Origin of the sequence: Streptomyces sp. TP-A0356, from assembly GCF_001417775.1 — a bacterium.
GTDB lineage: Bacteria > Actinomycetota > Actinomycetes > Streptomycetales > Streptomycetaceae > Streptomyces.
Map to the genome: position 1 here is coordinate 126,773 of NZ_BBZJ01000028.1, position 12,707 is coordinate 139,479.

Below are 12,707 nucleotides of genomic sequence, written 5' to 3' on the forward strand. Positions count from 1 at the left end.
GTCACGGCGGGTCGGCCCCCAGGGCAGGACGAAGCCGAAGGTTTCGGACCGGCGGGCCTTCGGGTCTCACGGCCCCGGTCGTGGCCGTGTCCGATTCCTTCAAGACCCGCTGCCCGTCGGCCGCCTACGGTGGCCGTATGACTCCACGATTCGATGTGATCGGCCTCGTCGTGTCCGACCTGGCCGCGTCCCTCGCCTTCTACCGCCGCCTGGGGCTCGTCTTCCCCGAGGGCGCCGAGGAACAGCCGCACGTCGAGACCGGGCTCCCCGGTGGGCTGCGGCTCGCCCTGGACACCGAGGACACCATCCGCTCCTTCCACCCGGGTTGGCGGCCACCGGCGGGCGGCGGGCGGGTCTCGCTCGCCTTCCGCTGCGACTCCCCCGCCGAGGTGGACAGCGTGTACGAGGACCTGGTGGGCGCCGGGTACCACGGCGCGCTCAAGCCGTGGGACGCCGTGTGGGGGATGCGGTACGCCGTCGTGCACGACCCTGACGGCAACGGCGTCGACCTGTTCGCGGACCTGGGTGCCTAGGGCCCTGAGGGATCTCCGCGGCGTGACAAGTGCCCTAGCCGAGCGCCAGTAGCTCACCCAGCGGCATCCCCGCCAGTTCCCGTACGTCCCGGGCGAGATGGGACTGGTCGGCGAAGCCCGCGCGGGCCGCCGTCTGCGCGAACGGCACGCCGGACCGAGCCATCGCGAGCGCCCGTTGCAGACGCAGCACTCGGGCCAGCGTCTTCGGTCCGTAGCCGAAGGCGGTGAGGGAGCGGCGGTGCAGCCGGCGTGCGCCCAGCCCCAGTTCGTCGGCGGTGGCGGCCACCGTACGGCCCGCGTCGAGCGCCGCGACCAGCGCGGCGAACAGCGGGTCGGGGGCCGGTGCCCTCGCGGCCCGTGCCAGCGCGATCTCCTCGAGCGCGGTCGCGGGATCGGCGGCGGCGTCCACACGGCCGGTCAGCCGGCGCACCTCCCCGGCGGGCCACAGGTCGGCCAACTCCACGCGCCGGTTGCGCAGTTCGTACGCCGGAACGCCCAGGAAGGCGGGAGCGGTGCCGGGCTGGAAGCGGATGCCGGCCCAGCGCCTGGGCGGACCGGAGGCGTGGTGTGCGTGGGTGTCGGGACCGGCGACCAGCAGCCGGCCCTCGGTCCACAGCAGGTCCATGCAGCCGTCGGGCAGCACCGGCCACCCGGCGGTGGACGGCGTGTTGGTCCACACGACCGCCCCCGCGAGCCGGGACGCCCGCTCCGCGTACCCGTGAACCGCGAAGCCTCCGCCGACAGCCACGTACGCCAGGCTACGCCGCACCCGGTCACGCCAACGCAGCACCCGGCCGAGGACCGGCCCCCGGCTCAGCCCTGCGTCCCCTGCCCCTTCAGCGGCGGCTGAGGGGCGCTGCGCGCATGCGTGCGCAGTCGGGACGTGACGTCCTCCGGAGGCAGGAAGCGGGACCAGCGCTCCGGGAACTCGGACGGCATGTCCGGGTCGTCGAGGTCGTCGAGGTCGTCCGGGTCGTCGGGGTCGTCGGGGTCGGCCGAGTGGGCCGCGGCGGCGCGGGCCACGTACTGCGCGGCCTGTTCCTGCCGCAGCCGCTCGTTCGCCGCGCGGGCCGCCGCCGTCGCCGCGGCGGGCCACACCCGGTCGATCGCGGCGTTGACGGCCGCGCCCACCAGGACCGCGAAGGCGGACACGCCGATCCACAGCAGCACGGCCACGGGCGCGGCCAGCGAACCGTAGATCGTCGGACCCTCGACGGTGTGCGTCAGGTAGATCCGCAGCAGGAAGCTCCCCAGCACCCACATCGCCAGGGCCACCAGGGCCCCCGGCACGTCTTCCACCCACGGCGAGCGCACCGGCACGGACACGTGGTAGAGGGTGGTGAGGAACACGACCGACAGGATGATGACCACCGGCCAGTACAGGACCTGCACCACCGTCGTCGACCACGGCACGATGTTCACCACCGCGTCCGGCCCCGCCACCATCAGCGGCAGCGCCACCGAGCCGATCAGCAGCGCCACGATGAAGAGCACGAACGCGAGCAGCCGCGTCCTGACGATCCCCCGGGTGCCGTCGAGTCCGTACATCACCGTGATCGTGTCGACGAAGACGTTCACCGCCCGCGACCCCGACCACAGGGCGAACAGGAAGCCGATGGAGATGACGTCGGGGCGGCCGGCCTTCAGCACGTCGTGCAGGATCGGCTGGGCGATCTCCTTGACGCCCCGGTCGGACAGGACCGTGCGGGACGCCACCAGGATGTTGTTCTGCACGCTCTGGATCGTGTCGGTGCCGGTCCAGTGGTCGACGTACCCGAGCAGTCCGATCAGGCACAGCAGCAGCGGCGGCACGGAGAGCAGGGTGAAGAACGCAGCCTCCGCGGCCAGCCCCAGGATCCGGTACTCCATGCACGAGTCGACGATGTCCTTCAGCAGCAGCCAGGCCATCCTGCGCTTGGAGACGTTCCGGTAGAGGGCACGCGCCCGGTGGAGCCGGCCGGACGGTCGCTCGGGGGATTCACTTGCTGCTGACTGCACGCGCTAACGGTATCCGCCGCACGAGCCCGTGCTCATCCCTGGTGGGGCGGGCCCCGCAGGGCGTGCCGCCACGCTCGGCGATACGGGTGACCCACGGCGTACCGCAGGGTAGGTTCGCTCTCATGGCAGCCACGCACACCGTGACCAACCAGGCTCCGCCGCTGGTCGGATATGACGTGTTCACCGCCGACCGTGCCCTCGTGGAGGCCGTCGAGCGGCATCTGGACCCCGCTCTCCTGGACGAGGTCCGTGACGAACTGTCGGGCTTCGGGCGGAGTGCCGGTTCCGCGCAGGTGCAGGAGTGGGGGACCCTGGCCAACGAGCACCCGCCCAAGCTCAGGACCCACGACCGCTACGGCAACCGCATCGACGAGGTCGAGTTCCACCCGGCGTGGCACCGGCTGCTGGGCAAGGGCGTCGCCGCCGGGCTGACCGCGGCCTGGACGCGCCCGGGCGGACATCTGCGGCGCGCTGCCGCGTTCATGGTCTGGACACAGGCCGAGGCGGGCAACGGCTGTCCGCTGTCGATGACCCACGCCGCGGTGCCCGCCCTGCGCACGGACCCCGCGCTCGCCACCGAGTGGGAGCCCCGGCTGACCTCCATGATCTACGACCGGGACCTGCGCCCCGCCGCACAGAAGGCCGGTGTGCTGTTCGGCATGGGGATGACCGAGAAGCAGGGCGGCAGTGACGTACGCGCCAACACGACCACGGCCCGGCCGCTGGCCGAGGACGGGACGTACGAGCTGAAGGGCCACAAGTGGTTCTGCTCGGCGCCCATGTCGGACGGGTTCCTGGTGCTGGCGCAGGCGCCGGACGGGCTGACCTGCTTCCTCCTGCCGCGGGTGCTGGAGGACGGCACGCGGAACGTGTTCATGATCCAGCGGCTGAAGGACAAGCTCGGCAACCGGTCCAACGCCTCCAGCGAGGTCGAGTTCGACGGCACCTGGGCGCGCCGGGTCGGTGACGAGGGGCGCGGGGTGCGCACCATCATCGAGATGGTCGCGGCCACCCGGCTCGACTGCGTGCTCGGCTCGGCGGCGCTGATGCGGCAGGCGGTGGCGCAGGCGATCCACCACTGCGGCCATCGGGAGGCGTTCGGCGGCAGGCTCATCGACAAGCCGCTGATGCGCAACGTGTTGGCCGATCTGGCCCTGGAGTCGGAGGCGGCGACCACGCTGGCCATGCGGCTCGCGGCTGCCTACGACGACGGGAGCGAGCAGGAGCGGGCGTTTCTGCGGCTCGCGGTGCCGGCCGCCAAGTACTGGGTGACCAAGCGGTGCACGCCGATGGTGGCGGAGGCGCTGGAGTGCCTGGGCGGCAACGGCTATGTCGAGGAGTGGGGCATGGCCCGGGTGCTGCGCGAGTCGCCGCTCAACTCCATCTGGGAGGGCGCGGGCAATGTCCAGGCGCTCGACGTGCTGCGCGCGCTCCAGCGGGAACCGGGGGCGCTCAACGCCTACCTCCAGGAGGTCGGCCGGGCGCGGGGCGCCGACCACCGCCTGGACGGCGCCATCAAGAACCTGCTCGCCGAACTCGCCGATCTGGAGGGCATCGAGGCACGGGCACGCCGCGTGGTGGAGCGGATCGCGCTGGTGCTCCAGGGTTCGCTGCTCGTGCGGTACGCGCCGCCGGAGGTCGCCGACGCCTTCTGTGGCTCCCGCCTCGGCGGCGACTGGGGTTCGGCCTTCGGCACCCTGCCGCACAGCCTGGATCTGGCCATGCTGGTGGAGCGGGCCCGGCCGGTCGCCTGACGCCGTTCGGACATACGACACCACGGGCGTCCCGGGCCCGTGGGGCACGCGCGCGAGGCGGGCCGGCAGGCAGCGGGTGCCGCGCAGGGCAGGCGTCGCGGGGGTGGTGCTGCGCCGACACGGCACCACCCCCGCTCTCCCCGCCCCGTTCAAGGAGCGCAGAGGCCGCCGGAGCGGCATTGCACAAGTTTCAATCACCACTTGACCGGCCGCCAGGGTTGCAGGAGGTTGCAACTTGCTGCTCGCTGTTGCCGGATTGCACCCCTCCGTCACGGACAGACGGCAGTATGAGGGCCAGCGTCAGCAGGGGCCGGGCTCTCCTGGCCGAAAACGGCTGACGGTCACCGGCACGTGAGCCGTGGGGGCTGAGGCGCCCCGGAGGGCGAGCGAGCCGAAGGAAGCGACAGGCCTTGGGGGAGGTTCCAGTGGCGCACTCGGCCAAGGACGTCGCGCGGCTCGCCACCTTGGACGCCGCGCGGGCGGCCCGGCTGCTCAGCGAGGTGCGCAGCGCCACCCTGGCGGGACGGCGCGCCCCGGTTCCGCCGCGCCCGGTGATCGAGGCGTCGTGGGGCCGCATGCTGCGCAGCGGCGTCGATCCGGACCATGACTTCCGGGCCGATCTGCTCGGCCGCGACGAGATCGAGCGGCGCCGCCGTGAGTCCCCGCTGCGGCATGTGCTGCCGGTGCTGCGTGAGGGCCTGCTGTCGGTGGCGGACGTGGCGCAGCACATCATGGTCGTCGCCGACGCGGACGGGCGGGTGTTGTGGCGGGAGGGCAGCTCCTCGGTGCTGCGCAAGGCGGACGGGCTGGGGTTCGAACTCGGCGCGGACTGGGGTGAGGCGGTGGTCGGCACCAACGGCGTGGGCACCCCGGCGGTGACCCGGCGCCCCGTGCAGGTCTTCGCGTCCGAGCACTTCGTGCGCTCCCACGCCTCCTGGACGTGCACGGGCGCCCCGGTCACGGACCCGCGCGACGGCCGGCTGATCGGCGTCGTGGACGTCAGCGGGCCGCTGGAGACGATGCATCCGGCGACGCTCGCATGGGTGGGAGCGGTGGCCAAGCTGGCCGAGGCACGGCTGCGCGAGGTGCATCTGGCCTCGCTGGAGCGGCTGCGGGCGGTGGCGGCGCCGCTACTCGCCGGGCTGGGCGAACGGGCGCTGGCCGTGGACCGGGACGGCTGGACGGCGGCGGTGACCGGGATGCCGTACACCGACCGGGTGGCCCTGCCCACCTCGCTCTCGCCCGGCCCGGGTCTGCTTCCGGCGCTGGGTCCCTGCACGGTGGAGCCGCTGCCGGGGGGCTGGCTGATCCGCGTCGCGGACGCGCCCGCGCCGGCGCGCACCACGCGCATCGTCGTGGACGTCGCGCACCCGCGCCGCTGGTGGGTGACGGTGTCGGGCGACACCGGTTCCTGGACCCATGAACTCAGCCCCCGGCACGCCGAGTTGCTCTACCTGCTGGCCCGCCACCGCTCGGGCCGCACGGCCTCGGCCCTGGCGGCCGACGTGTTCGGCGACCCGGCCCGCACGGTCACGGTCCGCGCCGAGATGTCCCGCGTCCGGCGGTACCTGGGGGCCTTCCTGGAACACCGGCCGTATCGTTTTTGCGAGTCGGCGGAGGTGGAACTCCTGCCCCCCACCGACCTGGCCGATCTCCTGCCCCACTCGGTGGCACCGGGGGTGGTGCGGGCGCGGCGTGCGTCCTGGGGCGGCGTCCACGAACAGGAACCGGCCCCCGCTCCGACACCCCGCCCCCAGATGGTCCTCCCACTCGTCCCCCGTCGCGACCACCGCGCCCTACGGCCCCCCGGCCCCCCGGCCCACTAGCCCCCACGGTGGGGATAACCCGCCTTTTCCCGGGTCTTCGGCCGGTGCCGGAACCGTCTGCCGTAGCATCCCTCTCACAGGCCGCCCCACCGCTCCCCCGGTCAACGTCAGGATCACGAGGAGCAGTTGGCCCCCGCCGGGAGGTTGTATGAAGCACCGTGGCAGGCACCGTCGCAGGCGTAGAGGTCGTGCGCTGCGGGCCACGCTGGCCGGGACCGCGCTGGCGCTCACCGCCGCCGCCACGCTGATCAGCACCTCGCAGGCCGCGGGCGGGGACAACCCCGGCGGTCTGTCCCGGGTCACCGCCGTGGCCGAGACCACGAAGCTCCGCCTCCACGAGAACCTCATCGACCGCGGCACCCTGGACACGCTCAGCCGGGCGATGGGCGGCACCGTGCGGGTCCAGGACGTCCTCGCGTCCGCCGACCACACCATGCGCGACCGGTCCGCGTGCGACGCCGCCGAGACGGCCGCGCTGCCGGTGAAACCGGCGGCCACGCGCGCGTACTGCTGGGAGCGCGGCGACGCCACGACCACCGAGTGGCTGCCCCGGTCCGTCACCACCTCGGGGGACGCCGACAACGGCGGCCGCTGGGGCTCCGACCGGGTCGTCCTGTCCGGCTGGACCCACGACGACCGCGGCACCGGCGCCCCGGCCGCCGACCGGGGCCTCGCGAGGATCGCCTTCATCGACGCCAACGACCCGGGCCGTCTCGCCTACCGCTGGATCCTGCTCGTCGCCCCGAGCTCCGGCGGCACCAACTTCGCCGCCGTCCGCAGCGGTCTGTCCGGTATGGTCTGGTACCAGGACAAGCTGTTCGTCACCGCCCGCGACTCCCTGCTGGTCTTCGACCTGCACCGCCTTCTGAAGGCCAACGTGGACAGCACCGCGATCGGCCGGGTGCCGGGCGGCTACGCCGCACACGGCTACCAGTACGTGCTGCCGACGGTCGGTTCCTACCGTCTGTCCGGCGGCAGTTGTTCGGCCGCCGACGACCGCGCGGCCCCCTGCTTCTCCGCCCTCTCGCTGGACCGCACCTCGACCCCGGACAGCCTGGTGGCGAGCGAGTGGTTCCACCCCGGCGACACCGGCCGTCCTGCCCGCGTATGGCGCTACGTGTTCAGCACCGTGCCCGGCCGCGGCGGACTGCTCGCCACGGACGCGCGCGGCGACGTCCGGGCGAGCGAGGCGTACGAGACGGAGGCGTCCGGGGTGCAGGGCGTCCTCTCGCACCGGCGGAGCGGCGCGGCGGAGACCGACTGGTACGTCGACCACGCCCCCACCGTCGACGGCCGACACGGCACGCTCTGGCGGCAGACCACCTCCGGAGCGAAGGCGGCCACGTGCGCGGCCGACGAGACCCAGGCGTGCTGGGGACGGCACACCGCGTCCCTGTCGTACTGGCGGGAGACGGGCGAGCTGTGGACGCTGACGGAGGGCGCCGCGAGCGGCGACGGGGCACGGGCGGCCGGACCGGCGGGGGGCCGGGTGCTGTACGCGGTGCCGCTGAACGCGGTGGACGACGCGCTGGAGTAGCCGCGGCGATCGCGTCCGTGCCCGGCCGACGGCGTCGGGGCACCTTTGTGGTGCCGCGCGGCCCCATGATTCCCTGGCCGCATGACTACCCTCACCGTGACCACCTGGTCCCTGGAGCAGACGTCCCCGACCGACCTGCGCCCCGCGACGGCACCCGAGGGCGATGTCCGTGTCGTCCGCGCGGAGGTGCCGTCGCCCGAGTTCGGCCGCTTCCTGTACGCGTCGGTCGGCGGGGACATCCGCTGGACCGACCGGCTGGGCTGGACGTACGCACGGTGGCGGGAGTACCTGGCCCGGCCGGGGGTGGAGATCTGGGTCGCCCACGACCGGGGCACCCCGGCCGGATACGTGGAGCTCGATCCGGCCGACGAGGGAGTCGTGGAGATCGCCTACTTCGGGCTCATACCCGCCTTCCGTGGCCGGCGGATCGGCGGTCACCTGCTGTCGTACGGCACCGCCCGCGCCTGGGACCTCGCCGACCGATGGCCGGGCCTGACCCCCACCAAGCGGGTGTGGCTGCATACCTGCAGCAAGGACGGCGAACACGCGATGGCCAACTACCAGCGGCGCGGTTTCCAGCTGTTCGAGACCAAGGTCGAGGAGGAGCCGGAGATCGCCACACCGGGCCCCTGGCCTGGGGCTTACCCGGCCTGACCGGCGTTGACAAGTCCCCGTACGGGCCATGTGACCGAGGACACCTCTGTTCCGCATTCCGGGACAAGGATGTCCGCATGATGGACGAAGCTGGACTGTGTCCAGATCGCCGTGACACGCTTCCGTCATGTCTGGAACTGGAATTGCCTTGGTGAGTCGGCGGCACGTCGACCTCGGCCGCATGTCCAGCGCCATCTGTCCGGCGAGCTGAGAGCCTCCAGCCAGCACCGGTTTCCCCGTTTCCGCCCTTGCGCAAGGATGCGCACGTCTCGTCGCGTGCCCGCGTGCGCAGGTCAGAGTCGCTTCCTGACTGTCCCGAAGGACGTATCCACCATGGCTGCCTCCCCGCAGAATCCCGCCACGCCCCGCCGCAGGGTGAGCCGTCACCGTGGCGAGGGTCAGTGGGCCGTGGGCCACTTCACCCCGCTCAACGGCAACGAACAGTTCAAGAAGGACGACGACGGTCTCAATGTGCGGACACGCATTGAGACGATCTACTCCAAGCGGGGCTTCGACTCCATCGACCCCAACGACCTGCGTGGCCGGATGCGCTGGTGGGGCCTGTACACCCAGCGCAAGCCCGGGATCGACGGCGGCAAGACCGCGATCCTGGAGCCGGAGGAGCTGGACGACCGCTACTTCATGATGCGCGTCCGCATCGACGGCGGCCGCCTGACCACAGAGCAGCTGCGCGTCATCGGCGAGATCTCCCAGGAGTTCGCGCGCGGCACCGCCGACATCACGGACCGGCAGAACGTCCAGTACCACTGGATCCGGATCGAGGACGTACCCGAGATCTGGAACCGTCTGGAGGCCGTCGGGCTGTCCACCACCGAGGCCTGCGGTGACACGCCCCGCGTCATCCTCGGCTCGCCCGTCGCCGGCATCGCCGAGGACGAGATCATCGACGGCACCCCGGCCATCGAGGAGATCCACCGCCGGGTCATCGGCAACAAGGCGTACTCGAACCTGCCGCGCAAGTTCAAGACCGCGATCTCCGGCTCGCCGCTGCTGGACGTGGCGCACGAGATCAACGACGTCGCCTTCGTCGGCGTCCACCACCCCGAGCACGGCCCCGGTTTCGACCTGTGGGTCGGCGGCGGCCTGTCCACGAACCCGAAGATCGGGGTCCGGCTCGGCACCTGGGTGCCGCTGGAGGAGGTCCCGGACGTCCACGAGGGCGTCATCTCGATCTTCCGCGACTACGGCTACCGTCGTCTGCGCACCCGCGCCCGGCTGAAGTTCCTGGTCGCCGACTGGGGCGCGGAGAAGTTCCGCCAGGTCCTGGAGGACGAGTACCTGGGACGCAAGCTGGTCGACGGCCCGGCGCCCGCGCAGCCGGTGGAGCGCTGGCGCGACCACGTCGGCGTGCACCGCCAGCAGGACGGCCGCTTCTACGTCGGCTTCGCGCCGCGCGTGGGCCGCGTGGACGGTGCGACGCTCACGAAGATCGCCGAGCTGGCCGAGGCGCACGGCTCGGGCCGGGTGCGTACGACCGTCGAGCAGAAGATGATCGTGCTGGACGTGGCGGAGTCCATGGTCGACTCCCTCGTGGAAGGCCTGGAGGCACTGGACCTCACCGCCAGGCCCTCCCCCTTCCGGCGCGGCACGATGGCCTGCACCGGCATCGAGTACTGCAAGCTCGCCATCGTCGAGACCAAGGCGCGCGGCTCCTCGCTGATCGACGAACTGGAGCGCCGTATCCCGGACTTCGACGAGCCGATCACCATCAACATCAACGGCTGCCCGAACGCCTGCGCCCGTATCCAGGTCGCGGACATCGGTCTCAAGGGCCAGCTGGTCCTCAACGACAAGGGCGAGCAGGTCGAGGGCTTCCAGGTGCACCTGGGCGGCGCGCTCGGCCTGGAGGCCGGCTTCGGCCGCAAGGTCCGCGGCCTGAAGGTCACCTCGCAGGAGCTGCCGGACTACGTCGAGCGCGTCCTCAGGCGGTTCCAGGCGGAGCGCGAAGAGGGCGAGCGGTTCGCCGTCTGGGCCGCCCGGGCCTCCGAGGAGGCCCTGTCGTGAGCGAGCGAGCGGCCCCCTTCTACTGCCCCTACTGTGGCGACGAGGACCTGCGTCCCAGCGAGCAGGGCCACGGAGCGTGGGAATGCGGAGCCTGCAATCGAGCCTTCCAGCTGAAGTTCCTCGGGCTGCTCGCCCGGGGGCTGCAGCGAGCCGACAGCGGAGGGGACGAGATATGACGACCACTCAGGAAGAGCGCAGCACCGACGATCTCAAGGCGCTCGCCGAGCGGGCGGGCCGTGATCTGGAGGACGCCTCCGCGCTGGAGATCCTCCGGTGGGCGGCCGACACGTTCGGCAGGCGCTGGTGTGTGACCTCCTCGATGGAGGACGCGGTGGTCGCCCACCTCGCCTCCCGGGCGATGCCCGGCGTGGACGTGGTGTTCCTGGACACCGGCTACCACTTCCCGGAGACCACCGGCACCCGCGACGCGGTCGAGGCCGTGATGGACGTCAACGTCATCACCCTCACCCCCCGCCGGACGGTCGCCGAACAGGACGCCCGGTACGGCCCCCGCCTGCACGAGCGCGACCCCGACCTGTGCTGCAGGCTCCGCAAGGTCCAGCCCCTGGAAGAGGGCCTGCGGGGCTACGACGCCTGGGCGACCGGACTGCGCCGCGACGAGTCCCCCACCCGGGCCCACACCCCGGTCGTCGGCTGGGACGACAAGCGGCGCAAGGTCAAGATCTCGCCCATCGCCCGCTGGAGCCAGGACGACGTGGACGCCTACGTCGCCGAGCACGGCGTGCTGACCAACCCGCTGCTGATGGACGGCTACGCCTCCGTGGGCTGCGCCCCCTGCACCCGGCGGGTCCTGGCGGGCGAGGACGCGCGGGCCGGCCGCTGGGCGGGGCGCGCGAAGACCGAGTGCGGGCTGCACGGCTGACCATGACACACACTCAGGAGACACACGTGACGACCGGAGCCACCGTCTGGCTCACGGGTCTGCCCAGCGCCGGCAAGACCACCATCGCCCTGGAGCTGGCCGGCCGGCTGCGCGCGGAAGGACACCGCGTCGAGGTCCTCGACGGGGACGAGATCCGCGAGTTCATCTCGGCGGGCCTGGGCTTCAGCCGCGAGGACCGGCACACCAACGTCCAGCGCATCGGCTACCTGGCCGAGCTGCTCGCCCGCAACGGTGTCAAGGCACTCGTCCCGGTGGTCGCGCCGTACACCGACAGCCGCGAGGCGGTGCGCAAGCGGCACGAGGAGAACGGGACCCCGTACGTCGAGGTGCACGTGGCGACCCCGGTCGAGGTGTGCTCGGTACGCGATGTGAAGGGTCTGTACGCCAAGCAGGCCGCGGGCGAGCTGAAGGGGCTCACCGGGGTCGACGACCCGTACGAGGAGCCCGAGGCGCCGGACCTGCGCATCGAGTCGCAGCACCAGACCGTGCCGGAGTCCGCGGCCTCGCTCCACGCCCTGCTCAGCGAGAGGGGATTGGCATGACGACCGTCGCTTCCGTCCAGGAGGACACGGACAGCCCGTACGCCCTCTCGCACCTCGATGCGCTCGAGTCCGAGGCGGTGCACATCTTCCGTGAGGTGGCGGGCGAGTTCGAGCGGCCGGTGATCCTGTTCTCCGGTGGCAAGGACTCCATCGTCATGCTGCACCTCGCGCTGAAGGCGTTCGCCCCCGCGGCGATCCCCTTCTCGCTGCTGCATGTGGACACCGGACACAACTTCCCCGAGGTCCTTGAGTACCGGGACCGCGTGGTGGCCGCACATGGGCTGCGCCTCCATGTGGCCTCGGTCCAGGACTACATCGACCGGGGTGTGCTCAAGGAACGCCCCGACGGCACCCGCAACCCCCTCCAGACCCTTCCGCTCACCGAGAAGATCCAGTCGGAGCGGTTCGACGCCGTGTTCGGCGGCGGGCGCCGCGACGAGGAGAAGGCCCGCGCCAAGGAGCGGGTGTTCTCCCTGCGCGACGAGTTCTCCCAGTGGGACCCGCGCCGCCAGCGGCCCGAGCTGTGGAACCTGTACAACGGCCGGCACGCACCGGGCGAGCACGTCCGTGTCTTCCCCCTGTCCAACTGGACCGAGCTCGACGTCTGGCAGTACATCGCCCGCGAGGGCATCGAGCTGCCGGAGATCTACTTCGCGCACGACCGCGAGGTCTTCCAGCGGGGCGGCATGTGGCTGACCGCCGGCGAGTGGGGCGGGCCGAAGGACGGGGAGAGTGTCGAGAAGCGGCTCGTGCGCTACCGCACGGTCGGCGACATGTCCTGCACCGGCGCCGTCGACTCGGACGCCGTGACCCTCGAGCAGGTGATCGCGGAGATCGCCGCGTCCCGGCTGACCGAGCGGGGCGCGACGCGTGCGGACGACAAGCTGTCCGAGGCCGCCATGGAGGACCGCAAGCGCGAGGGGTACTTCTAGCC

13 protein-coding genes are annotated in these 12,707 nt (G+C 72.1%); 11 read left to right on the top strand and 2 right to left on the bottom strand.

The features are described 5' to 3' along the window. The first annotated feature begins 137 nt into the window (after window positions 1-137). Entirely contained in the window at window positions 138-533 is a 396-nt protein-coding gene (locus ASC56_RS29610) for a VOC family protein (RefSeq protein WP_055494765.1), read from the top strand. Between the two features lie 34 nt (window positions 534-567). On the opposite strand, the gene ASC56_RS29615 is transcribed toward ASC56_RS29610, so the two are convergent. Together ASC56_RS29615 and ASC56_RS29620 are read right to left on the bottom strand one after the other, a co-directional pair. Continuing rightward, window positions 568-1,281, bottom strand: coding sequence for a helix-turn-helix transcriptional regulator (locus ASC56_RS29615; protein ID WP_055494766.1), 714 nt, complete (start codon window positions 1,279-1,281; stop codon window positions 568-570). Window positions 1,282-1,346: 65 nt separating this feature from the next. Beyond that, entirely contained in the window at window positions 1,347-2,531 is a 1,185-nt protein-coding gene (locus ASC56_RS29620) for a YihY/virulence factor BrkB family protein (protein ID WP_055494642.1), read from the bottom strand. Between the two features lie 122 nt (window positions 2,532-2,653). On the opposite strand from ASC56_RS29620, the gene ASC56_RS29625 reads away from it, so the two are divergent. The 10 genes from ASC56_RS29625 to cysD all read left to right on the top strand — a co-directional run bounded on the left by ASC56_RS29625 (window position 2,654) and on the right by cysD (window position 12,705). Then, a complete protein-coding gene (locus tag ASC56_RS29625) occupies window positions 2,654-4,285 on the top strand; it encodes an acyl-CoA dehydrogenase family protein (protein WP_055494643.1) in 1,632 nt (543 codons plus the stop codon). A 410-nt stretch (window positions 4,286-4,695) separates the two neighbouring features. Continuing rightward, a complete protein-coding gene (locus ASC56_RS29630) occupies window positions 4,696-6,111 on the top strand; it encodes a GAF domain-containing protein (protein ID WP_234377108.1) in 1,416 nt (471 codons plus the stop codon). 148 nt (window positions 6,112-6,259) lie between these two features. Next, window positions 6,260-7,648 (top strand): hypothetical protein, encoded by a 1,389-nt coding sequence (locus ASC56_RS29635; RefSeq protein ID WP_055494644.1) that lies wholly within the window; start codon window positions 6,260-6,262, stop codon window positions 7,646-7,648. Window positions 7,649-7,729: 81 nt separating this feature from the next. Next, window positions 7,730-8,302: a GNAT family N-acetyltransferase gene (locus ASC56_RS29640; RefSeq protein WP_055494645.1), complete on the top strand. Its 573-nt coding sequence runs from the start codon at window positions 7,730-7,732 to the stop codon at window positions 8,300-8,302. A gap of 127 nt (window positions 8,303-8,429) precedes the next feature. Then, window positions 8,430-8,513, top strand: a complete 84-nt coding sequence (locus ASC56_RS43225) for a putative leader peptide (protein ID WP_309486338.1) — start codon at window positions 8,430-8,432, stop codon at window positions 8,511-8,513. Between the two features lie 122 nt (window positions 8,514-8,635). Further along, window positions 8,636-10,327 carry a nitrite/sulfite reductase gene (locus ASC56_RS29645; protein WP_055494646.1) on the top strand — a complete coding sequence of 564 codons (1,692 nt, stop codon included), beginning with the start codon at window positions 8,636-8,638 and terminating at the stop codon, window positions 10,325-10,327. Continuing rightward, window positions 10,324-10,503 carry a hypothetical protein gene (locus tag ASC56_RS29650; RefSeq protein WP_055494647.1) on the top strand — a complete coding sequence of 60 codons (180 nt, stop codon included), beginning with the start codon at window positions 10,324-10,326 and terminating at the stop codon, window positions 10,501-10,503. The genes ASC56_RS29645 and ASC56_RS29650 overlap by 4 nt, the downstream gene beginning before the upstream one ends. Beyond that, window positions 10,500-11,210, top strand: a complete 711-nt coding sequence (locus ASC56_RS29655) for a phosphoadenylyl-sulfate reductase (RefSeq protein ID WP_055494648.1) — start codon at window positions 10,500-10,502, stop codon at window positions 11,208-11,210. Before ASC56_RS29650 ends, ASC56_RS29655 begins: the two co-directional genes overlap by 4 nt. Window positions 11,211-11,236: 26 nt before the next feature. Beyond that, window positions 11,237-11,773 carry an adenylyl-sulfate kinase gene (gene cysC, locus ASC56_RS29660; RefSeq protein WP_055494649.1) on the top strand — a complete coding sequence of 179 codons (537 nt, stop codon included), beginning with the start codon at window positions 11,237-11,239 and terminating at the stop codon, window positions 11,771-11,773. Next, entirely contained in the window at window positions 11,770-12,705 is a 936-nt protein-coding gene (cysD, locus tag ASC56_RS29665; protein WP_055494650.1) for a sulfate adenylyltransferase subunit CysD, read from the top strand. Before cysC ends, cysD begins: the two co-directional genes overlap by 4 nt. Window positions 12,706-12,707 lie beyond the last annotated feature (2 nt).